Origin of the sequence: Kitasatospora sp. NPDC127060, assembly GCF_042724935.1 — a bacterium.
Lineage (GTDB): Bacteria > Actinomycetota > Actinomycetes > Streptomycetales > Streptomycetaceae > Kitasatospora.
The window spans coordinates 114,112-136,359 of the sequence record NZ_JBHXEG010000009.1; the positions used below are offsets into that span (position 1 = coordinate 114,112).

A 22,248-nucleotide genomic window follows, 5' to 3' on the forward strand; every position below is an offset into this window, starting at 1 on the left:
CTGTCGAGAAGCCGGTCTCGGGTCGGACCGCAGCCTGTGGGCCGGCCCGGGTTCAGCACACGGTGGTCTGCCCGTCCGGGTTGCGGGTGGGGGCCGGCAGTAGCCGGTTGCCGGTGAGGGCTTCGTGGAGTCGCGGGGCGAGGGAGGAATTCCTGGGGTCCGCCGGCCTCTTGATCGCCGTCGCGAGGGCTTCGGGGTCCCCGACCACGACAACGAGTTCGCGGGCGCGGGTGACCGCGGTGTAGAGCAGGTTGCGGCGCAGGAGCAGGTACGACGAACCCATGGTGAGCGGCACGACGACGATCGGGTACTCGCTGCCCTGGGAGCGGTGGACGGTGATGGCGTAGGCGTGCAGGAGCTCGTCGAGTTCCTCGAAGCCGTAGACGGCGGCCACTTGGTCGTCCATGGTGACGTGGATCTGGCGTTCCTTGTCGTCGATCGCGGTGACGGTGCCGGTCGTGCCGTTGAGGACGCCCTTGCGCGGGTCGTTGCGGATGGCGATGACGCGGTCCTTCAGCCGGAAGGGCCGGCCGTCGGCGAAGTGCTGGGCTGCGCCGTCCTGGTGGGGGTTGACGGCGCCCTGGACGGCGAGGGCGAGGTCGCGGGTGCCCGCGGGGCCCTTCGTCGCGGGCGCGAGGACCTGGATGTCGCCGGGCTGGACCGGGTAGGTGTCGGGGAGCCGGCGGGTGACGAGGTCCACGACGGTGTCGGTGATCTTGTGGTCCGGCACCGGCAGGAACCAGAACTGGCCGCCGTTCACGGTGTCCTCGCCGCGGTTGATCCGCTGGGCGTTGAGAGGGATGGTGCTGGCGCCGTCCTGGCGGAAGATCGTGCTGAGCTCGGTCCTCGGGATCTCCGGAACGGAGAGGAGGTCGCGCAGGACCTGGCCGGCGCCGACGCTCGGGAGCTGGTGGACGTCGCCGACCAGCAGGAGGTGGACACCGGGGGCGAGTTTACCCAGGAGCCGGTCCAGAAGGGTCACTTCCAGCATCGACGCCTCGTCGACCACGATCAGGTCTGCTTCCAGCGGGTCGTAGGCGTCGAAGAGGCTCAACGGCCCGTTGTCCTCCTCCTTGGGCTTGCCGATCATCCGGTGCACCGTGCTGGCGGGCCGGCCGGTGATCTCCTGCAGGCGCTTCGCGGCGCGGCCGGTGGGCGCGGCCAGGCCGACCCGGCCGCCGACCGCTTCGACGAGGTCGAGGACGGCCTTTACGGTGAACGACTTCCCGCAGCCGGGGCCGCCGGTCAGCACCGCGACGGGTTCGGTGACGGCCATCAGCACCGCCGCCTCCTGCTCCTCGGTGAGCTCGGTGGCGCTGTCCAGCAGCGGCAGCGGCCCCCTGCGCCAAGGGCGCAGGGTGGCCAGGCGCGTCGTGGTGCCGCGCAGCCGGGCGATGCGTGAGGCGACCGAGGTCTCCGCGGCGTGCAGGCGCGGGGTGAACACCGCCGGTCGCAGGCGGCCACGGTGGGGGAGGTCCTGGAGGACGACGCGGCGCTCGGCGGCGAGCGTGTCGAGTTGCGCGGGGAGGAGCGCGTCCAGGCCTTCGTCGCGCAGGTTCGCTGCCGCCCGTCGGATCAGTTCGGTGTCGTAGAGGAAGGTCTGGCCGTCGCGGACGGCCGAGTCCTCCAGGGTGTGGACAAGGGCGGCCTGAAGGCGTTCCGGGCTGCGTTCCGGCCAGCCCAGCGACAGAGCGAGTTTGTCCGCGGTCGCGAATCCGATCCGGTAGACCTCGGCGAGCCGGTACGGGGCCTCCTGGACGATCTCCAGCACGTCGGCGACGTCGTGGGCCTCCTGTCGTTCCACCCGGAAGTGGTGCGCGATCCGCGGGGCGTGGGTCGGGGAGATCCCGGCGCCCTGGAGGAGCACCATCAGCTGCCGGATCTCCTGGTGGACCTGCCAGGCCGCGACGATGCCGGCGTAGCGGGCGTCCCCGATCAGGTGGACCTCCCGCAGCCGGGCGGGGGTGGTGTCGATGATCTGCAGGGTGTCGAGCTTGAAGTGGTCGACGATGGCGTCGGCCAGCTTGGGGCCGATGCCCCGCACCAGGCCCGAGGCGAGGTACTTGCGGATCGCGTGCAGCGTGGCCGGCTCGACGTAGCGGCACTCGCCGGCGTGGAACTCGGCCCCGTACGTGGGGTGCTGGGAGTGGGTGCCGGTCAGCTGGAGGGTCTCGCCGGGCTGGACGCCGACGAGTGCCTCTCCTTTGGCCGTGAGGCTCTCCCCGCCCTCCAGGCCGAGCCGCAGGGCGGTGAATCCGTTGCTGCCGACGAAGAGGATCCGCTCGACGATGCCGTCCACCGTCGCGGGGTGCTGCGCCATGGGCCGTTCCTCGTGCTCTCGTCTCGTGCTGTCCCGGGCTGCACCCCGGCTGTGCGGCGGATTGGTGCCCGGGTTCAGGGCGCCGGGGCGCAGCGGCGGCACTTCTTGTAGGAGCGTCCGCCCTTCGGGCCGGTGTTCTCGGCCATCCAGGCGCGTGCCTCGGCGGAGGTCATCGCCTTCCAGCGGGGGTGGTCGCGGGCGTACTCCAGGTCGGACTGGCCGCTGTGGGGGTCGACGGAGTGCGCGTACCGGCGCAGTTGGGCGGTGTAGGCGTCGCCGGCCGGGCGGGCGTAGGTCGGCGGCATCTCGCGCCGGGCGACCGGGCAGGTGACCTCGTGCAGGCCGCTGCGGCCGGCGATGAACCGGTGCTTCTCCGGCTGCGTGTACCGGGCCCACAGGTTGTCCGCTGCGTCGAGCTCGCTCTCGAACCAGTCGCGGCGTGCCTGGCAGAGGGGGCAGTTGGGCGGGTCCTGGAGGCAGAGGGCCTCCAGGTGGTCCTCCGCCTCGAACGTGTACGCCTCGAAGGGGATGTAGAGCTCACGGGCGGCGAGGAGGAGCAGGTCCCGGGCTTGTCCGGGGTCGGCCCGGCCGTCCTGGACCAGTTGGAGGAGGTCGAGGACGGCGGGCAGCTCGATGCTGTAGCCCCATCCGTCCCGCAGATCGCGTTCCCGCTTGTGCGGGAACACCTTCGCGAAGTCGAACATCACGTCGGGGAGGGATGAGCCGGTACTCAGGTTGACGTTGACTCTCCCGGCGCCCAGCAGGACTACGCCCGGTTCGACGGCCTGGCGGGGCACCGCGGTGGGGGCGGCGGCGGCGTCGAGCCGTCCGGCGCCCCGCAGGGCGGGGTTGCCGCTGCGCCGGTGTCCGGCTTTCTTCTTGCTGCCCATGAAGCCTTCCTGCAGGTTGTGGCGGCCGTGGGTGGTGGCGCCGGCCGCCGAGCCGGAGGGGATTCGATGCAGCGGATGGTACGGGCCGCAGCAGCTGGGTCGGTACAAATTCTGACCGGGCGCCAGGGGCGGCCGGCGCGAGATCGAGGAGGGCTCGCACATGGTCGAGTTACGGAACCGCCCGCACGCGGTGATCTACGACGACAAGGGCGGGGAGATCTGCGGCAACCGGCGAAGTGGTTTAGCTTGTCGTTTAACGTCCGGCTTCGAACAAGCGGGCCGGTGATCACTCGTCCGGGTGTTCACCAGACAGTGGTACGGCCTTCGCATGATCCTGAACTCGACCAAGAGATACAGGACTTGACGCGAAGGCCGTAGTCATGAGTGTGGTGGAACAGGGCGTTCAACGCGATCCGTTCGTGGAACTGTCACGCTTCCGGGGGGTCTTCTACGACTGCCTGACCGGACGGCGCGACGCGTTGTTCGAGCTGGCCGACGCGCTGCTGTGCACTGAGGGACCGGTGAAGACGCTGGTGGACTTGGCGCTGGCCCCCGAGCACCGGCGCGGGCACGGCGCCCTGTACGGCGCGCTGAATCGGGGCCGCCTGGACGCCGAGCGGCTGCGGGCCGAGCTGGCCGGCCTGCCGCTGCCGCGCGCTGCGGACGGCCACCTGGTGCTCGCCGTCGACGTCTCCCCGTGGCTGCGGCCGGACGCCGGGACCTGCCCGGACCGCTCGTACTGCCACACCTACGGCCGCGGCGACGCCAAGCACCAGATGATCCCCGGCTGGCCGTACTCCTTCGTCGCCGCACTGGAGCCCGGCGCCGACGTCGCGGCCGTCACCGCCGCCCAACTCCGCGACGTGGTAGCCCGGTTGGTCGGCGCTGGGCAGTGGACGGCGGGCAATCCGGAGGTACTGGTGGTGATGGACGCCGGCTACGACGCCCCGCGCATCGCCCACCTGCTCGGCGACCCGCCGGTGCAGGTCCTCGGCCGGCTCCGCTCGGACCGGGTGATGCGCCGTCCGGCGCCCAGCCGCGCGGAGTTCGCCGCGGCGAACCCGGCCGGGGGCCGGCCGCCCAAGCACGGCGGCGAGTTCGTGTTCGGCGACCCCGCTACCTGGGGCGAGGAGCGGGTGGTGACCCGCACCGCGACCCGCCGCTACGGCACCGCCACCGTCCGGGCCTGGGACCGGCTCCACCCGAGGTTGACCCGCCGGGCGGCCTGGCTGGACCACGACGGCGAGCTGCCGCTCCTCGAAGGCACGGTGGTCCGGCTCGCCGTCGAGAAGCTGCCCAGCGGCGGGGTGAACCGCCCGGTCTGGCTCTGGTGGTCGCGCACCGGCGCCAGCGCCGAAGACGTCGACCGCTGCTGGCAGTCGTTCCTCCGCCGCTTCGACCTGGAGCACACCTAATCCGATAGGAAGGCAGCCCGGGTCCTCCTTCCCCGGAGGGACTGGGGTGGTCTTCCGTGGCGGATATCTAGAGCACACAGGGCCCGCTGAGGCCTCTCGGAAGAGTGGTGCCGTCACGACGGTGGGTTTCGTGGTGGTCGCGTGGGCGCCGGGCTGAAGCCTGACAACCCCCTGACCTACGAGGTCTCGACAGAGAGTGGCGCGGTCCGGCGTCTTCGGGCCGCCGCGAAACCCACCGAAGATCGTGTTTCCGTGGTCGTGGCGCGAGCCCGTTCCAGGGCTGACCTCTTGTTGATCTCCGCGAGCCTTCGAGCTCTGGCGAAGACGGGGGCCCCTGGGACGCGCTGGTGTCATGAACGGCTACTGAGATGGCGGACCACCGAGTCCTGGGATTAGGGCGCCGCATGACCCGCATGTGCTCGTGACCTGCGAAAACAGGCAACGTTGGGAGAACCGAATGGAGATCTTCTGCGGCATCGACTGGGCCGAATCGCACCACGACGTCGCCCTGGTCGACGACACCGGCGCGCTGCTGGCCAAGCGCCGGATCACCGACGACACAGCCGGCTACCGGCTGCTGCTGGATCTGCTCGCCGAGCACGGCGACAGCCCAGAGCACCCGATTCCGGTGGCGATCGAGACCAGCCACGGCCTGCTGGTCGCAGCCCTGCGTACCGGCCGGCGGCAGGTGTTCGCGGTCAATCCACTGGCCGCCGCCCGTTACCGTGACCGGCACGGCGTGTCCCGCAAGAAGTCAGACCCGGGCGACGCCCTGGTCCTGGCGAACATCCTGCGCACCGACATGCCCATGCACCGCCCGCTGCCCGCCGACTCCGACCAAGGCCGGGCTGTCACCGTGCTGGCCCGCGCCCAGCAGGATGCCGTCTGGAACCGGCAGCAACTCGGCAACCAGATCCGTTCGCTCCTGCGCGAGTACTACCCGGCCGCCCTGGGGGCCTTCCAGAGCAAGCCTGGCGGCCTGGCCCGGCCTGACGCTCGCGTGATACTCGCCGCGGCCCCGACACCGGCCAAGGCCGCAAGACTCTCCATGTCCCAGCTGCGGGCCGCGCTCAAGCGCGCCGGACGCCAGCGTGGCATCGACGCCGAGGCCGAGCGGCTCCGCGACATCTTCCGATCCGAGCAAGCCCGCCACCCCGAGGCGGTCGAGGACGCCTTCGGCCACCAGCTGGCCGCCCTGCTGAAGCAGTTCGACGCGGCCTGCCAAGCCGGTGACGACCTCGCCCAAGCGGTCGAGGCCGCCTTCCGCGAGCACCCCGACGCCGAGATATACCTCAGCTTCCCCGGCCTCGGCGTCCAGCTCGCAGCCCGCGTCCTGGCTGAGATCGGCGACGACCGCACCCGCTTCGCCGACGCCCGCGGCCTCAAGGCCTACGCCGGCTCCGCACCCATCACCCGGGCCTCCGGCAAGAAGAGCTACGTCGGCAGACGCATGGTCAAGAACAACCGGCTCATGCACGCCGGATTCCTCTGGGCCTTCTCCTCGCTCCAGGCCTCGCCCGGCGCCGACGCCCACTACCGCCGCCGACGCGACCACGGAGACTGGCACGCCGGCGCCCAACGCAACCTCCTCAACCGACTGCTCGGACAGCTCTTCCACTGCCTCCAGAACCGCCGGCCGTTCGACGAACAGATGGCCTTCCCCGTCCGACAGGGAGTTGCTGCGGCGGCGGCGTAACCACCGAGGACGAGCCCGGTTTGCCTGCATGTCACAGCCCGACGGCACACTGCACGCATGAGTTCTGATCAACACGCCGTTCATCAGGCCCCCGGCCCGGCCTGGGTCGAGTCCATGGGCGGCCCGCTGATCGTTGTCCCGGTGTCCGCGCTGCACCAGTGGAATGGCTGCACCGAAAACGGCATGATCGTCGGCGACGGTGACCAACCCGACGACTACGATCGCGCCTGCGCGGTTGAGGACCTGGCCGAGGTGATCAGCCTGGTCGGCCACACCGCCAATTCCGCACTCGTGCTGGGCGATGAACCCTCTAGCACCTGCTACCTGGCCGAGCAACGAGCCTTCGTGCGCTGGCTCGCAGCCGATTCCGATGCCGAGTTGATCGCCGCCGCCATGGCCGTGCTGAACGATCCGGCGACGCCGTGGGAGGACTGCGGGCTGTGGCAGACCGACGGTCCGGCCGTACTCATGGATTCGGCCGAAGCCGGCGGGAGCCTCGGCGTTCCCTACCCGGACGGCCAGGGCCAGCCCGAGCAGGCCCCGGTGCTTGTGCCTGCAGGGCTCTGGAGAGTCCGCGCGTTGCACGACTGGTCCGACGAATCCACCTGGGTCGGCGTGGTCCAACTCCTCCCGGCTTGACGTCGTAGCACCCTGAGATGTCTTCCGCGTGTTCAAACAGACCCTCGGCTGGACCCGGCCCCGCCTGCGCGACTCCGAGGCCGCCAACCGCTGGACCTGGCTGGTGATCGCCGCCCACACGCAGCTCCGCCTCGCCCGCCCGCTCGTCGCCGACCTCCGTCACCCCTGGGAGAAGCCGACGGAACCGAACAAGCTCACCCCCGCCCGCGTCCGGCGCGGGTTCAGGAACCTCCGCACGAAGGCCCCCTCACCAGCGCGAGCACCGAAACCCACCCGCCCCGGACCCGGCCGGCCGCCCGGCTCGAAGAACAAGCAGCCCGCCGCCCGCTACGAGGTCGGCAGGGTCCTGGCCACCGGTGAGGCGTACGCCCGGCCCGCCCACCACAAGAAGGGGACCAAACCAAGAAGGACGGCTGCGGAGAGCTGAACGCACTGCTCAGTGCACCGGAACAGGTGTCTCCGCAAGAACGCCGACGCCGCGTACTCGCATCGCTGCGGTCAGCGCGAGCGGACTGATGCCCAGGGCCGAGGCGATCTCGGGGGCCATGTCGAACGCCCGCCACTTCCACTCCTCCTCGGCATCGTCGTTGCGCGCGTTCTCGTCCCAGGCGGCCGGCAGGCCCATCCGCTCCCGTTCGACCTGTTCCTGCACAAGGGGTTGTCCCAGCGTGAGGAGTCCGTCGTCGACTTCGCCGGTCTCGCAGTACCGCCGCACCACGACTCCGTGCTCCGCGATCAGCCAGGCTGAGCCGTCGTTCTGTGTACCGAAGTAGTACGCCTGCGCCACTCCGTAGCGGGAGCTGAGGTCGACACACAGACGCAAGACCTCGTCGCTTCTGTCGCCGTTGCAGGGATCGCACCACGGGCCGATCACCAGAGTCCATCCGTCAATCTCAGGACTCACGTACACCCGGGCCATCCCGTCCGGATTGTCCTCAGCGTCTCCGTGTCCGTCCTCGTCGATCACAGCCTCGGCCTCGGCGAACGTCACGGGTACGGGTCGGGTGAGGCCAAGGGACGAAATGACTCCCGCTTGGTCCCCAGTCGGTACGGCAATCCAGTAGAGCCAGCACGTCGACAGCGGCCTTGGCTGGTCGTCCCTCGCGATCTTCACGACCACAGCCTGCCACTTCGGGGCGCACCTATTCGAAGTCGGACGTTAAACGACAAGTTTAGCTTGATCCTTAACCATCGGGCCTGTTCAGGGCTGTGATCGCTGTGGTCTAACTCGGTCGCGTTCGATCAGGGTCTCGGGTCGTTTGGCGGTTTTGCCCACGTCGTGGCGGGTGGCCCGGTGCCGGTTCGGGATTCCGGGCGGTCGTCCAGGCCCTGGCCTTGACGGTTTCGGTGCCCGGGCGGGACTTGGCAGGTGCGGTCGGATGTTCCTGGACCCCCGTCGGACCCGGGTCGGGGTGAGCGCGACGTTGGCGGGGCTGGTCTTCTCCCAGGGCCGGCGCTGATCGACGGCCAGGGGCAGTGCCAGGCGAAGTTGGGTGTGCGCGACGATCACGATCCAGGTCCACCGGTCCGCGGCCTCCGGCGAGCGGAGCCTGGGCCGGGCCCAGCCCAGGGACTGCTTGAACAGCCTAAATGTGTGCTCCAGGTCGAATCTGCGCAGGTAGCAAGACCACATGAAGTCGACGTCGGCCGCGGTGAGACCGATGGTGGAGGACCATAACCACACCGGCGGTGCGTCCCTGTCGCGGGGCAGATGGTCGACCTTCAGGCGGACCAGGGTGCCTTCGACCAGCGGGAGTTCGCCGTCGTCGTCGATCCACGCGGACCGGTGGGTGAGGTAGGGGTGGATCCGGTCCCAGGCCATCGCGTTCGCCTTGCCGTAGCGCACGGTGTCGTTCCAGGTGGTCGCGGCGGGTTCGGGCCAGGTCGTGGGGTCGGCGAGCTTGAACCTCGGTCCGTGCTTCGGGGGTCGGCCGCCCTTGGGGGCGTAGACGTGGGCGGGCTTCGGCAACCGCAGGACGCGGTCCGAGTGCAGGCGCCCGACCAGCTCGACCGGCACATCCGCGAGGACGTGGGCCAGGCGCATCACGTCGTAGCCGGCGTCCAGCACCACCATGATGTCCGGGTCACCGTCACGCCACTGGCCTGCGGCGATAAGACGTCCGACCACCGTGCGTAGCTGGTGCGCGGTGACGGCCGCGGCGTCGTCGGCCGGCCCGAGCCGGACCGCGTCCAGGATCTGCGTCCAGGACGTGCGGCCTGGGGTGAGCGCGGCGACGAATGAGTACGGGTAGCCGGGGATGATCTGCGCGGACGACTTCGAGCGTCCATGGACGTGGCAGAAGAGACGCTCGGGCGAGCACGCGGCGTCCGACCGCAGCCACGGCGACACGTCCACGGTGAGCACGATCCGGCCCTCGAAGCGGGGCCGCGGCAGCTCAGCCAGCAGATCCCGCAGCAGATCGGTGTCCAGACGGCCGTGGTTGAGCGCGCCGTAGAGGGAGCCGTAGCCGCGCTGGTGCTCGGCCGTCAGCGACAGCTCCACTGGCTTCCTGGCCGGTGCGTCCGAGCACAGCAGCGCGTCGGTCAGCTCGAAGAACGCGTCCGCCCGCGCGGACAAGCACGAGTAGTAGCTCTCCCGGAAGAGTGACAGTTCCACGAACATGTCTCGTCGGGAGGCAAGTTGGAGCACACTCATCGGCACGGCCCCGTCGTCGATTCCTTGATCTCCTCGCAGAGTCAGGATCACGACCGGGCCGCCCTCATGTCCCCCGATCACCCGAACCAGTGCATGCTCGTTGACTCGGGCAGAGGGCGGCCATCGCGCTGGTGCGACCTGTGCTGCCCGCAGGCAGGACAGTCCCGACCAGCCATGACCTCTGTCCGCAGTGACGTGCCGAAGGCATTGGGTATGCGAGACAGCGTCCGATCAGTCTAGACCTTGCACGCTCGGCGGCCCGATGGTTAAGGAACAAGTTTAGGGCCTGTTGGGAAGGCGCTGGTCACAGCCAACAAGAACGTCTGACCTCGCTGTTCTGGTTGTCACTGCATTCTCATAGGCTCTCGGCGAGCCGATCGAAGGGATTGCCATGGAAGACCCAACGGGCATCGCAGCGATGGCCGAAATCCTCCCGCCGGATCTTGGCGCTGACGAGGAGATCGACTGGTCGGCCGCGGAAGCGCGGTGGGGCACGCCGCTCCCACGGGACTACATGGCGTTCATGTCCGTGTACGGTGCCGGCTCGTTCGCGGAAGTCTGCATCCTCATGCCCCTGCCGAAGGAGTACATACGGTGGGATCCCGGGACCTTCGAGGGGGAGACGGAGAACGCCCGTTACACCTGGGAGATGCTGGACGGCCAGGAAGGCCTCGACATCAACCCAGACCACATCCTCGCCTGGGGCATCACCTCTGGCCCGGACATCCTGTGCTGGCTGACCACCGACCCCGACCCTGACCGGTGGCCGGTCCTGGTCTGCGGCCGCCACACTCGCGACGACTTCACCCTGTTCCCCTGCGGCATGGTCGAATTCCTCCGCAAGCTGCTCCTGGACGAGTTCGACCCGTACCCACTCAGCATCGACCTCCGCGACGCCTCACCGCGCTACGTGCACTGGCTCGGGCAACAACGGCGCTCGCAGGCGGGATTGGACCGGCACCCCGGTGAACCACGGTCAGCAACCCAGTGATTCTGCCGCGGCCCTTCTGGTCACAGCCACTCGTTGTCGTCTAGGTTCTGTCCGGCGGATCAGGTGATCGCCTCGCGTGGACCATTGTGTTGCTCGTGGGGCGGGGCGATCTTACGGACGACGAGTGGGCACAACTGGCACCAAATCTGCCGAAGACCGGGCGCCGCGGCGGGCGTTGGGCCGATCACCGGATGGTGATCAACGGGATCCTTTTCCGGGTGCGCACCGGTGTCCCGTGGCGGGACCTGCCGGACCGGTTCGGGAGCTGGAAAACCGTCTATGAGCGCCACCGCCGATGGTCGGCGGACGGCACCTGGGAGAGGATCCTCCAGGCCGTCCAGGCCGAGGCCGACTCCCAGGGGCGCATCGACTGGAGCATGGTGAGCGTGGACTCCACCTCGTGCCGGGCTCACCAGCACGCCGCCGGTGCACCGCGCCGAACACCCCGGATCCCAAAGCGGAGGTCCACGCCCCGGCAGCACCGCACCGACGAAGGACTCGGCCGGTCGCGTGGCGGTCTGACCTCCAAGATCCACCTCGCCGGGGAAGGAGGCCGCCGTCCACTGGCCATGCTGATCACGCCGGGCCAGTGGGGCGACAGCCCGCAGTTGATCCCAATCCTGGAACGCATCAGGGTCAAGCGCCCAGGTGGCGGCCGCCCGCGCACCCGCCCTGACCACCTCGGCGGCGACAAGGCTTACAGCTCCCGTCGAAATCGCCGCTACCTGCGCAGACGCCAGATCAAGCACACCATCCCTGAGCCGAAGGACCAGCGAGCCAACCGCCGGCGCCGAGGCAGCCGAGGAGGCCGGCCTGCGGCCTTCGACAAGGAGATGTACAAGCGCCGGAACGAGGTCGAGCGCACGATCAACCGGCTCAAGCACTCCAGGGCTGTCGCGACGCGGTACGACAAGCGCGCCTACGTCTTCCACGGCACCGTCACCGTCGCGTCGATACGCCTGTGGCTCAGGCCCTGAACCGACGCACGGGCCACCTACAGCAGACCCAGGACGGAGGCGCTCCACCCGAGGGCCTCGGGTGTGTGCCAGCGGGGTCGCTCTTGTGTCCCGGCCATGGCCCGGCCCGCCGCGAACGCTTGCTGATGGGCCGGCTGATGTTCCTGGACCCTCCTCCAGAGCGCCTGCGCCTGCGGGTGATGGCCGGTGCTGACGAGGAACTCGACCAGATCCTGCGCGAACCCCCACCCAGTGAGAAGAGGATCAGGAGCTGTCCGCGCGATCTGCTCGGGATCGGCGGTACTGGCGAACCATGGGAGCGCGGTGTCACGAAGGTGAGCTGCGAACTGCTCCAGTCTCGTCGGGCGCTCCTCGGGCTGGGTGAGCACCACGAAGTGCTGTCCGGGCGTGTCGAGGAAGCTGGAGGCGCAGACGATCGACTCGACGGATTCGGGTCGGCGAACGGTCAGCTCGGGGTTGGCCCGACGCCACCTGCCCAGGTTGTCGTCGAAGACGGTCAGGCTCGTCACGGAGAACTTGATCAAGTGTCCCGATCGGTTCCACTTGCTCTTCTCCAGCTGGAGCACCTCCCGGCGAACCGCTTCCCGGCGCTCCAGCGAATGCCGAGACCTGACCCACCCGAACCCGTCAAGCATCCCAGCCAGGCAAGCGGCCCCGGCATGGACAACATCGGCTGGCTTCTCGGCCTCAATCAAGCGGGTGATCAGGTCATCAGGCTGCGTCGAGGTCACCTCGCACATAATGCCGCACGAAGATCCGCCGGACAGAACCTAGGCGTCCCGCCTACGGCGGGCCGGGGCGAAGACGGGACGACCGCACTCCGCACAGGTCAGCTGCCGGATGGTGCGGCCGTCGCGGTGCTCTCACGCGGCGCCGATCAGGACCAGGAGCGCGGAGCGCCGCTCGTCGACCCTGCGGTCCCGGTACGCCTGGGCCCGACCGGCCCCGTCGCAGTACCGGCGGTGGGCCGGTGCCCCGCGCGGAAGCCGGGTACCGCAGGATTCGCAGAGGCGTAAGCGGGCCACGACTCGGGGTTCGCACGCCGGCCAGCTGACGTCAGTTGCTCGTGCGGTTGAGAAGGGCCGGTCCGACGCCGGTCCACCGCGGAACGTCGCGGGTTGCTTCAGGGTGGGCCTGGCCGTTCATGGCTCGGGCGGTGTCGAGGAGTCGGCGCATCTTGTCCCGCTCGGTCTCGGGTGCGCGCAGGCCGCCGCGGATGTCGGCCTCGATGGGTCGCAGCGGGTAGACGTCGGTGGTGATCCGGCCCCGGGAGTGCTTGGTGAGGTGCCGGTTACCGATGTGGAGCCAGTCGGAGCAGTCGTAGCCGGCGGCGAGCGCGGCCTGGTCGATGGCGTCGCCGAGCGGCGCCCCGCCCGTGGTCCAGGCGTACCAGACGTGGGCGCCGCCGTCCGGCCGGTTGAACACGATCCACAGGAACGTCTCGGGGTCGAAGTCGCCGACGATGCCGTCCACGACGGCCTGTTCGACGGGTGTGGGGTCGTCGGTGGGCGTCAGTACGAGCGGGGGCGTGGCCAGGGCGCTGGTGGGCATGACGGCTTCTCCTCAGAACCAGTGGGGGCGGTAGGCGCCGCCGGCGCGGGTGGGGCAGTCATCGCCGGGACGCATCGGGAGATCTCCTGCCGCGAACGCCGCGGTGATCTGCTCGGGCGTCATCTCGCGGTCGCCGAAGGCGGTGAACTCCCACTTGCCCGGCTCGGCCTCGCGCCAGCCGTCCGGGTCCAGCTCGTACGCGCGACGCACGACGCCGTCCACGGCCACGATCGCGTACTGCGCCTCCCTCTGGACCTTCCTGCCGATCGGCCAGATGCCCCGGTCGACGGTGTACTGGTCCTGGCCGCCGACCTCGCCGGCGTACCGGGCAAGCTCCACGAGCTGACGGTCGGTCGGGTCCAGGGCGAACCGGAACGCCCGCAGGATCTCCTGGTGCACGACGCCGTCCACCCCCACTCCGTATCCGACCGACTACGTTCGGCGAAACCATAGCCGACCCCACCGACAACCGCCGCCCAAAGCCAACCCTGCTGGTCAGAGACCATCAAACCGCTCAGGCATGCGATGGCGCTGAGCGGGCTGGAGGTTGTGGGATTGCACCAGGGCGGCGCGTGCGGCTGCGGTGCCACACCTGCACGGACATCACCGCCCACGGTCAACTCCCCTGCCTGGCCAAGGCGGCGGCCCGCCGGGCGTTCACTGCGTCCCGGGTCCGGTTCGCTCCGACGACGTTCAGGTCAGCCGGAACCACCGCACCGCCCTGTTCCTGACGCGCCGCTACCCGGGCTAGGTGTTGCTCCACTGCCGCCAGACGCCGGCGCAGCAGCCACTCGGCAGCCCGGGCCCGCGCCTCCTCCGACCGCTCCGTCGCACACCGCCGCACCGCGGCCTCGCTCGGGAACCGGTGCCGGGCACGCATCACCGCCTCGTAGGCCGCCACCGCCTCCTCGCACGCCGACTTCGACCTGGCGAACGCGCGCAGCGCCGACGCCCGGTACCCGTCCAGCGCATGTTGCACGGCCAGCACCTCCGCGGCCCCGCCGATCACCTCGTTCGCCGCGCCGAGCCGTGCTTCCTGTCGGGCCTGGCGCACCTCCGCCCGGGTCAAGTCCCATGCCCGGCGGACACTGTCGTAATTGCCCAGGTCGGCGAACGCCGCCAGCACCATCGAGATGCAGGCCTTGGTGCCCTGCCGGATCTCCCGGCCCCGCGCACACCCCCCGCACAGCCCGGCCGCCTGCTCCGCCCCGCAGTCCTCGCACGGAACTGCCAGCCGGACCCGCTCCGCCTCGGCAGCCGCCGCTTCCCGCTCCGGACGCTGCGCCTCCCACAGCGCCTGAGCCTCGGCCGCCCGGCGCGCGGCGTCGGCCTGAGCCTCGGCCCGTACCAAGGCATGGCTGCGCAGCGCGTCCTCGATCGCCTCCCGGCGCTGCTCGAACGTCGCGGACGGCAGTTGCCGGACGACCTGCCCGATGATGACGCGCCGGGTGGAGCGCCGGTCCTCCAGCCTCAGGTCGCAGGTGACGCAGTCCTTGTCGGTGTCCAGCCGAACGCCGTTGTCGCACGCCGGGTGCTTGCACTGCCGCTCCTGCGGCAGGCCGCGCTCCAGCATCCACGCGACGACGTCGTCGATGTGCGGGTTGCCCTGGCGCCGCTGGCGCTTGAGCCGGAAGAGCAGCCGGTCGGCGAGCACCTCTGGGGCGTCGGTCGGCCCGGTCCACGCGGCGATGCCGTCCAGAGCGCGCCGGACGCACTTCAGCAGGAATCCTCGGGTCGACGGTCGCTCCAGTCGCTGCCAGAGGTCCTGCACCGGGGCCAGGGCGCAGGCCAGCGCCGCGTCTTGGGGCAGGGCGACGATCGGCGTCGCCCTGACCTCGGGCTGCTCCTGGTGGTTGTGCTGGTCGTCGTGTTGGTGCTGTTCCCCGCGAAGCGGGCCCGCGGCCCCGACGAGCCGCAGCGCGGGCACCTCGGGAGCCGCCGCGTCCTCGCGCGGGCCCGCGCGCTCCGGCCGATGGTGGGTCACCCCAACGGCGCAAGCGCCGGAATCGCCATCCACCTCCTCAGCACAACCATCAACATCAGCAACAAGAGCGTGGCGAGCGTGAAAGTCGGCACTCTCCGAATCGGCCGAAACGTCCTCGCTGCCCGCCATTTGCGCAGGTCGCAGACCTGCCGGACCGTCAGCGGGCACCTGCGGACGGCCAAGATCCCCGTCGGCACTCTCTGGAGCCGACAAAGAGGCCGCCTGGGCCTGCACGGAGTCCTCCGAGTTCGGGCACGCCTCAGCGGCGGGCGGCTCCACCGGCCGTACCACCCGCGTGCCCGCCCGGCGGGTCGCACCACTGGAGGCCGGCTTCTTCGCCGCCGCCAGGACCTCGGCGCGCTTCTCGGCAATCGGGAGCAGCCGCACCCGGCCGGTCGGCGCACCCTCACCGTCCTCCAGCTCCACCTCGACCAGGCCCTCCGCCTGGAGCCGCCCCAGCACCCTGCTGGCCACCCCCGGGGAGACCTTCGACTTGCCGCCGCGCAACAGCAGCGCCAGCGTGGCCGCGCCGCGGCCCAACTTCGGGGACTTCAACGAGCCCGAGCACAGCTTGAGCCAGCCGTTCTCCCGGCACGACAGGACCAGCAGCAGCAGGGCGAGCCGGTCGGTCGCCGCCCCGTGTCCTCGCCGATCCCGTTCGGCCAGCAGGCCTGGGGGGATCGCCGGCTTGTCCTTCGGCTCCCACCCGGGCCCGAACAGCGCCTCACACAACCGCAGCAGGGTGGCCAGCTCGTCACGGTTCAGGGCGAGGGGATGCCGCCGGTCGCGGGCATGGCGCACCCGCGCGACCGGTTCCAGGCGCAGGTCCAGCGCGACGACGTGGCCGTCCTCGTCCACGTGCTCGCGAGTTTTGATCACGCCCCTGGACCGCAGCGGGGGGAGGACCTTGTGGCTGACCATGGACACGCTGACGCCCAGCCACCGGGCGAGCTCACCCGACCAGAGCGTGGTCACACCCCACTCCACCGAGCCCCTGGCGAGCAGCACGACCGCGGCCAGCCGGGCCGCGTCCGGCAGCCCGGCCACCGACTCGTCCGCCAGCAGGCCCCGCACCGCGGCCTCCAGTCGAAGGCGCATCGGCTCGCCCAGCAGCAGCGCCTCGGGGGAATCCTGCTGGCTCGGGACAGCACGAAGCCACCGGCGACCCGCCGCCGGACGAGGCCGGGCAACGGGCGGACGGGACGCCAAGATCGCGTTCGCGCTCATCGGCTGCCCCGAAGGGCCGCCGAGAGCACAACGCGACACGCCCGCACGGCCGGGAAGGCCGAAAACGGACGGTTTCGTCGGCATTCGGGGATGCCGGACTGGATTTGGGCAGCACAGTGCTGCATCATGTCCTTGCTCTCCTAGTTGAGCTCAGGAGGGAACGCGAAGGCCCCTCGCTGGGCTGGAGTGGTTCTGGAGAACCGATGAAGTGCGAGGCGACTGGCCCCTGGCAGGGCGGTCCCTCAACGAGGACGATCTGGGCGCGACACCGGCTGGCACCTGGTGAAGCTCCCGGGCGGCGCTACCGCAATACCTCCCTGGCAGGAGGACAAGCGGATCGGAGGCGCCGCCCCCGAAGGCCTAGGTCATCCCCACCCCCACAAGCCGGCCGCCCGAGGCGGCCACGGCGAACACCACGCTCCTGAAGACGCGGAGCGCAGCGGAACCCGAACGGATCAAGCCCTCAACACGGGCGACACACGAACGGGCGAACCCCACCAGGCGGAAGCCGCCGCTGAGCAGGGACGTCTCAGACCTGTACGGGCCCAATGCAGCCGGGCGCGGCACAATGCCGCGCGACATCGGCCGGGCGCTGTTGCACCCTCGGGCCGTCCAACGGGTACGCTGAACCACAGCGCACACCTCCTAGAGCTATAGGTGTACTGCTATCGAGCCAGTCGAGCCGCTACCACACAGCTCCTGGCTCACCGGCCCCGGGCAACCGAGTCCGGCGGGATCTTCCACCCGCCGCGGATGCTGCGGGGCCTTAACTTTTTGCGACCTTCACCGTCCGGCGGGGCTTCCACCTCCCGCCAGACCAGTAACGGTCCGCACCTGATCCTAAACCCACAGAAGCCCTCTGCGGCCACGCCATTGCACCGCGAACGCACGTGTGTCGGTCTTGACCGTTCATCACACCGCCTGCCGACGGAACCGGTGGTACAGGGTGAGCGCAGCGTCTGCGCCCCTGCCGGCCGCGGTGGCAACCCGCTGGCCGTCCCTGGCGCTCAGATCACCCGCAGTGATGACCCGCGGATGCTGGGCTACCGGCGGGCAGAAGCCGTCTGTACCAACGGCCAGGCCGGGAAGGCAGGCCGGTACCGTGCCGATGTTGGTCAGCACCGAGTCGGCTTCCAAGGTCTCCCGGGCCCCGTCGGCGCGGTGGACGTCCACCTTGAAAGGCCCCGCGCCCATGACCGAGACTGCCTGAACCGGAAGAAGGTGGACGCGCGGGTCCGTGCGCACTTCCTCCACCTTGTAGGTGTCTCCAAGTGAGTGACATACCGTCAGTTTCAGGTCAGCGTCCGGATGGGTCCGCAACCAGGTTCCCAGGGGTCTGTCCCCGACCAGGACGACGGTGCGAACGCCGAGGTCGGCGGGTGACGCGTGGGTGATCTGGGGGAAGAGCTCCGTGCAGGTGATCCACGAGACCTCGGTGGCCTTCGCTGTGTGCACGCCAGTAGCTGCGATCAGCAGCTCGCCGGCCACGCTGGTGTCGTCGGACAGGACAGCACGCACACCGTCTTCCCTGGCTTCAACTCGAACCACCTGCGCCTGCACGTACGAGCACTGCCCGTCGAGGCCGGCCAGGTGCTCGCCGAGCGCTCGGGCGTAGCTCGGGCCGTTTGGGAAGCCGGGCCAGTTGGCGAGGTGGCCGATGCGCCAGAGTGAGCCGCCCGGTACGGGGGCTGGGTCGATCAAGAGCGAGGTCATGCCGACGCTGGCCGCCGTAGCGGCGGCCAGGCAGCCAGCGGGCCCGGCGCCGATGATGAGCAGCTGGGCGGCGGGGCGGGTCATTGGAGTCCTCCTTCGGAGAGCATGTGGTGGACGTCGGTGCTGGTGAGCAGCAGGCGGCGGCCGAAGTTGCGGCCGGCCAGCAGGATTGCGGCGTTGTGGTACTCCGGGCCGCCTGAGGACGCGCAGGCATCCATCACCAGCCACGGGGTGATGCCGTGCTGGTAGGCGTCGGCGGCGGTGTCGTAGACACAGCTGTCGGTGTCGATCCCACAGAGCAGCACGTCCGTCCACCCTCTCGACCGGAAGAGCTCCAACGCACCTGGTGCCTTGAGCAGGCTGGACGTGGTCTTCATGATCCGGTGTGCCGAGCCGGCGAGGGGAGCCAACTCGGTAGCCAGGGCCTGTTCCTCCGGTGAGCGGAGTTTCGTCCAGCCGCTGATCCGCTCGTACTGGGAGCCCACCGGGTTGTCGAAGGTGGCGACGATGGTTGCACCACCGGCGGACTGCCAGGCCTCCATCAGCCGCGCAATCGTCGGCACGACGTGCCGGCTCGAATCCCTCACGAACCCGGCCTGCACGTCGACGGCAACCAGGACGGTCGAGTCCAGCCGCAGTGCGGCGGGCGCCGTGTTCACGATGCCTCCTTCAGTGCCGTCCAGGCGTGTTGCAGGCGATCGGGAAGATCGCTCGTCCCGATGACGGCCGCCCGCATCGCGCGGTGCTGGGCCGTCTCCGTCGGTCTGGCCGAAGTCAGCCGGGTGTGCGCTCCACGTAGCCAGCGCCACCCGAAGGGCTCCGGCATCGCCGGATCACGTTCGCCCTCGACCGAGCCAAGCAGATGCGTGGAAAGAGCCCACAAGGCCTGGGTGTCGAGCTCCATCGCCACGATGTCGTCGATCGTCAGCGCTCGTTCGTCGGGGTGGGGGTGGTAGGCCACGCCTGACCAACTGGCTACCCCTCGCGACATCCCTCCGCTGAACCCGATGGAGTCCGGGTCATTCCAGCCTGCGGCGAGCCGCTGTTCCTCGATGCCCAGCGGTAGTGGGTTGTCTTCGTCGGAGCGGTCGACCAGCACTCCAGGCGTCGCGAGGAGCTGAAGTGCGCTGTCCAGCACCGCGCCGTCCCACGGGTGCTGGTGCAGCTCGTAGACCGACAGCACGTAGTCCGGCAGCGGTACCCCGGACACGCTACCGAGTAGGCCGGCGGCCACGGTGGACACGGCCTGCTGGGCCCAGGCGCGGTTCTGCCCGTAGGCCGGGTACCGCCACAGGGCAAGGTCGGTTACCGACTTCAGGCGCAGCTGCTGGCGTACATGGAGGACGGCGACGCCGAAGGCGTAGACATAGAGGCTGCCATCGCGGCCCTTGCCTGTAGGAACCTTCAGCAGGCGGCGATCGAGGGCCGCCGGGCCGGGCGGGGCGAGAGCGCCCCTGTCGAAGAGAGCGTTCGCCATTGGGCCGAGATGCAGTGGGATGAACTGGTGGGATGTCAGGGAGAAGTCGCCTGCCAGCGTGACAGGTTGCCCGACGAGCTCGAACTCCGTCCCGGCCTGCTCCAGGAGGGCCCGGAAGGCAGCGAGCTCGGCAGGGCTCATCAATTCAACCGCTCGGTCGAACAGTTGGCTGGTCCCTGGATTGCACACCCAGTCCTCGCCTCCCTTGCGCCAGTTCTTCACCGATGCCAGTGAGACCCCGAGGCGATCGGCAAGGTCCCGGTTCGACATCCGCAGCGCCTGCTGCAACCACAGGACCTCGCGGCCCGTCCAGCACCTGACGCGGATGCTCACGATTCCACTCCTCCCCGATTCGCCACGATGAGTGTGCCGTGGTTGGCCCACTATTGGCCCACTATTGGCCCGGCACTGGCCCAGCAGGTTCTCCCCGTGCCTCCATCGCCTCGCCATGCTTGATCCGCAGCGGCCGTCAGGTCGTGACGACGTCGGGAGGCGGCATGCGCAAGCGTTGGAAGGACGCCTTCGGGGGTTCCCGGTTAGAGCAGTCCCAAGAGGTCGAGCCCGTCGTAGACGAACTCGACCCTGTCGGGCACAGCGGCGATCTGGAGGAACTCCAGCGGCAAGCCGGACTCGTCGACGGTCATCCGTTCGACTCGGGCCACGAAGCCTCCTGGTGCCACCTTCAAAGTGCTCACCTCGGCATCGGTCGCGCGCCGGTAGCCGACCCGCTCGGAGCCGAGCCCGAGGCGGTACCCCTTGGCCAGCGCCGGAAGCGCTCCGCCCTCAACCTTCCCCTTGCGGTCGAGTCCGCATCGACGAGCAACTTCGGCGGGGTACCAGGCGTGCTGAATCTGGAGCACCTCACTGTCAATCTTGGCATGTCTCGTTCGACGGATGACGTAGAAGCCGGTCTCTTCGGAGAGGCCCAACTTCGCCGCCACACTGACCGTTGCTTCCGTGGAGGAGACGTCGATCAGAACCATCTTCCCGTTCATGCCCTGGGCCCTGGTCGCCTGTTCCCAAGGGCCCAAGCCGTCAGCGCCGGCCTGGCCGTAGCGGCTCAGGGGGATCGCGACAACTCTCCTGTCGCGCACGATGTAGCCGGTCCCCGGAACCCCTCTAACAAGCCCGAGGTTCATGAGCTCGCGGTATGCACTCGACACCGTCGAGCGAGAACCGCGCCCTTGAGCGATCAGCTCCTCGGTACTCGGAAGAACGCTGCCCGGTCCGAGCTGGGCGCACAGCTGCTCCAACTCGTCCTTCAGCACCTCCCACTTGAGGGGCATCTGAAGCCTCCCTTCAGGTCCGTCTGGTTGGTGAGTATCGGAAGGCATAGTGAACCACACCCGCAGCTAAGCCTGTATAGCTGCGTTCCGAGCGAGCTATGCCGCAATAGCGTTGACTCTTCTGCTGATGGTGTGTCATTGTTGTCTCGTCGCCAAGCGGAACGGCCTCGCAACCCGGGAAGCCGCTGGTGGCACACCAGATCGCCGTGTCAGGACCGGAGTTCGCACCCCGGAAACGACACTGCGGGTCCAGGATTCGCACTCCTGGACCCGCAGCTGGTGCGGCTCGCCAGCCGCACCGATGGCGATCGCCTCGACCTCAACGCTACTGAGGGAGTAACTCGCCGTGAGCATCATGCCGCAGGCCAGCCCGCCCAACTACACCGACCCCACGAACACCGCCCTGGCCGTCGCGCCGGTGCTGAACCTCCACGCCGCGCCGGCCTCCCCTGCGGAGTCGGAGGCCCTCTCGGACGACATGTCCCCGGAGGAGCTCGCCGAGGTCCGCCCCTTCGACATCGTCGAGTTCCCGACCAGCGCCGTGCTGGTCGGTGCCGTCGGCGGCCTGGACCTCGGGACCGTCACCGCCGACTGCTTCGAGTCCATCGTCTGCGCCCTGGAGACCGGGGACGTCCGGGTCGAGGGCGACATCACCACCGTCACCAAGACCACCCGCGCGGGCCGGCTCGCCGTGACCGTCCGGGTCGACGCTGACGGGCAGGTGGCGGCGTGAGCGGGAATGACTCGGACGCGCGGCTCGCCCTGCTGGTCGCCAAGCTGGCCGCCCGCATGGCCAAGGGTGCCGCGAAGTCCGCAGCCGACAGGCTGAAGGGCGTGACGCAGCCCGAGGGCACCGCGTGAACGACAAGCGCTTCCTCGCCTTCGGGCGGATCGAGAAGGGCGCGGTCGTTCGGCACGACGTCTCGATCGACCGGGTCGGCGTCCTCAGGGAGGCGCAGCCGGCGTCCAAGGCGGACAGGCGTGCGCGGAGGCGGGGCGTCACGGTGCCGCCCGCCGAGATCCGCAAGGTCTGACCTCTCCTTCTGTGCAGCAGCTCTAGCGACTGCCCATGCCCCGTGAACAACCCGCCTGGCGGGCGCGGGGGTTGGGGACCTGGCTAGGACTTCGCTCCGCCATCAAGTGATCACTCCGTGTGGTCTGACGGTGGCTCGCCGTAGGTCTGTCCCGTGCTCGGAGGCTTCCTCGGAAGGGTCGAATCCGTGAGCACTCGTTACTTGAGAACTCCATAGTGTGTCATGTGCATAGCAGGACCGCCGCGTAAGCGGCGGCCGCGGCCTGGCGCGGATTGCCCCCTCCGGGGAGTAGAACCGCGCCCGGCCAGCACCGCAGCTGCTCCCTCTCGTGCTGGCAGGCACGGCGCTCTCGGGCGCGGGGGAGCAGCGGGTCCTGAACGTGAGGGCGAGAT

At 69.6% G+C, this 22,248-nt stretch carries 19 protein-coding genes and 2 pseudogenes; 9 read left to right on the top strand and 12 right to left on the bottom strand.

The annotated features are described in order from the left end of the window. Nucleotides 1-52: 52 nt before the first annotated feature. Both ACFWIS_RS08225 and ACFWIS_RS08230 read right to left on the bottom strand, forming a co-directional pair. Nucleotides 53-2,320, bottom strand: a complete 2,268-nt coding sequence (locus tag ACFWIS_RS08225) for an ATP-dependent RecD-like DNA helicase (protein WP_380523717.1) — start codon at nucleotides 2,318-2,320, stop codon at nucleotides 53-55. A gap of 74 nt (nucleotides 2,321-2,394) precedes the next feature. Continuing rightward, the gene (locus tag ACFWIS_RS08230) at nucleotides 2,395-3,210 is read right to left on the bottom strand and encodes a hypothetical protein (RefSeq protein ID WP_380523719.1); all 816 of its coding nucleotides are present in this window, start codon (nucleotides 3,208-3,210) and stop codon (nucleotides 2,395-2,397) included. 380 nt (nucleotides 3,211-3,590) lie between these two features. Here ACFWIS_RS08230 and ACFWIS_RS08235 point away from each other — a divergent pair. From ACFWIS_RS08235 to ACFWIS_RS08250, 4 genes and pseudogenes are all read left to right on the top strand, one after another. Then, a pseudogene (locus tag ACFWIS_RS08235) lies at nucleotides 3,591-4,622 on the top strand (transposase); the annotation flags it as partial. A gap of 460 nt (nucleotides 4,623-5,082) precedes the next feature. Then, a complete protein-coding gene (locus tag ACFWIS_RS08240; RefSeq protein ID WP_380523721.1) occupies nucleotides 5,083-6,321 on the top strand; it encodes an IS110 family transposase in 1,239 nt (412 codons plus the stop codon). Between the two features lie 57 nt (nucleotides 6,322-6,378). Then, on the top strand, nucleotides 6,379-6,960 hold the full coding sequence (locus ACFWIS_RS08245) for an Imm21 family immunity protein (RefSeq protein WP_380523724.1): 582 nt from the start codon (nucleotides 6,379-6,381) through the stop codon (nucleotides 6,958-6,960). 22 nt (nucleotides 6,961-6,982) lie between these two features. Next, nucleotides 6,983-7,387 (top strand): annotated as a pseudogene (locus ACFWIS_RS08250) (transposase); the annotation flags it as partial. 9 nt (nucleotides 7,388-7,396) lie between these two features. On the opposite strand, the gene ACFWIS_RS08255 reads toward ACFWIS_RS08250, so the two are convergent. Then, the gene (locus ACFWIS_RS08255) at nucleotides 7,397-7,951 is read right to left on the bottom strand and encodes a hypothetical protein (protein ID WP_380523726.1); all 555 of its coding nucleotides are present in this window, start codon (nucleotides 7,949-7,951) and stop codon (nucleotides 7,397-7,399) included. Between the two features lie 210 nt (nucleotides 7,952-8,161). Further along, nucleotides 8,162-9,616: an NF041680 family putative transposase gene (locus ACFWIS_RS08260; RefSeq protein WP_380523728.1), complete on the bottom strand. Its 1,455-nt coding sequence runs from the start codon at nucleotides 9,614-9,616 to the stop codon at nucleotides 8,162-8,164. A 391-nt stretch (nucleotides 9,617-10,007) separates the two neighbouring features. On the opposite strand from ACFWIS_RS08260, the gene ACFWIS_RS08265 reads away from it, so the two are divergent. Further along, nucleotides 10,008-10,607, top strand: coding sequence for an SMI1/KNR4 family protein (locus ACFWIS_RS08265; RefSeq protein ID WP_380523730.1), 600 nt, complete (start codon nucleotides 10,008-10,010; stop codon nucleotides 10,605-10,607). Nucleotides 10,608-10,702: 95 nt separating this feature from the next. Continuing rightward, nucleotides 10,703-11,584, top strand: a complete 882-nt coding sequence (locus tag ACFWIS_RS08270; RefSeq protein WP_380523790.1) for an IS5 family transposase — start codon at nucleotides 10,703-10,705, stop codon at nucleotides 11,582-11,584. Between the two features lie 17 nt (nucleotides 11,585-11,601). Here ACFWIS_RS08270 and ACFWIS_RS08275 read toward each other — a convergent pair whose 3' ends face one another. From ACFWIS_RS08275 to ACFWIS_RS08310, 8 genes are all read right to left on the bottom strand, one after another. Continuing rightward, entirely contained in the window at nucleotides 11,602-12,315 is a 714-nt protein-coding gene (locus ACFWIS_RS08275; RefSeq protein WP_380523732.1) for a hypothetical protein, read from the bottom strand. A 325-nt stretch (nucleotides 12,316-12,640) separates the two neighbouring features. Further along, nucleotides 12,641-13,135, bottom strand: a complete 495-nt coding sequence (locus ACFWIS_RS08280) for a hypothetical protein (protein ID WP_380523734.1) — start codon at nucleotides 13,133-13,135, stop codon at nucleotides 12,641-12,643. A gap of 12 nt (nucleotides 13,136-13,147) precedes the next feature. Then, entirely contained in the window at nucleotides 13,148-13,546 is a 399-nt protein-coding gene (locus tag ACFWIS_RS08285) for a hypothetical protein (RefSeq protein WP_380523736.1), read from the bottom strand. 205 nt (nucleotides 13,547-13,751) lie between these two features. Then, complete coding sequence (locus ACFWIS_RS08290) at nucleotides 13,752-16,346, bottom strand: hypothetical protein (RefSeq protein ID WP_380523738.1); 2,595 nt, start codon at nucleotides 16,344-16,346, stop codon at nucleotides 13,752-13,754. A 912-nt stretch (nucleotides 16,347-17,258) separates the two neighbouring features. Further along, nucleotides 17,259-18,143 carry an NAD(P)-binding protein gene (locus ACFWIS_RS08295; protein ID WP_380523740.1) on the bottom strand — a complete coding sequence of 295 codons (885 nt, stop codon included), beginning with the start codon at nucleotides 18,141-18,143 and terminating at the stop codon, nucleotides 17,259-17,261. Beyond that, nucleotides 18,140-18,718, bottom strand: coding sequence for an isochorismatase family cysteine hydrolase (locus tag ACFWIS_RS08300; RefSeq protein WP_380523742.1), 579 nt, complete (start codon nucleotides 18,716-18,718; stop codon nucleotides 18,140-18,142). Before ACFWIS_RS08300 ends, ACFWIS_RS08295 begins: the two co-directional genes overlap by 4 nt. Then, nucleotides 18,715-19,869 carry an XRE family transcriptional regulator gene (locus tag ACFWIS_RS08305; RefSeq protein ID WP_380523744.1) on the bottom strand — a complete coding sequence of 385 codons (1,155 nt, stop codon included), beginning with the start codon at nucleotides 19,867-19,869 and terminating at the stop codon, nucleotides 18,715-18,717. The genes ACFWIS_RS08300 and ACFWIS_RS08305 overlap by 4 nt, the downstream gene beginning before the upstream one ends. Before the next feature lie 203 nt (nucleotides 19,870-20,072). Continuing rightward, nucleotides 20,073-20,822 (bottom strand): GntR family transcriptional regulator, encoded by a 750-nt coding sequence (locus ACFWIS_RS08310; RefSeq protein ID WP_380523746.1) that lies wholly within the window; start codon nucleotides 20,820-20,822, stop codon nucleotides 20,073-20,075. A 346-nt stretch (nucleotides 20,823-21,168) separates the two neighbouring features. On the opposite strand from ACFWIS_RS08310, the gene ACFWIS_RS08315 reads away from it, so the two are divergent. The 3 genes from ACFWIS_RS08315 to ACFWIS_RS08325 are packed head-to-tail and all read left to right on the top strand — an operon-like array spanning nucleotide 21,169 to nucleotide 21,856. Next, nucleotides 21,169-21,555, top strand: a complete 387-nt coding sequence (locus ACFWIS_RS08315; RefSeq protein WP_380523748.1) for a hypothetical protein — start codon at nucleotides 21,169-21,171, stop codon at nucleotides 21,553-21,555. Continuing rightward, entirely contained in the window at nucleotides 21,552-21,683 is a 132-nt protein-coding gene (locus tag ACFWIS_RS08320; protein WP_380523750.1) for a hypothetical protein, read from the top strand. The genes ACFWIS_RS08315 and ACFWIS_RS08320 overlap by 4 nt, the downstream gene beginning before the upstream one ends. Then, nucleotides 21,680-21,856 (top strand): hypothetical protein, encoded by a 177-nt coding sequence (locus ACFWIS_RS08325; RefSeq protein WP_380523752.1) that lies wholly within the window; start codon nucleotides 21,680-21,682, stop codon nucleotides 21,854-21,856. The genes ACFWIS_RS08320 and ACFWIS_RS08325 overlap by 4 nt, the downstream gene beginning before the upstream one ends. Nucleotides 21,857-22,248: the final 392 nt, after the last annotated feature.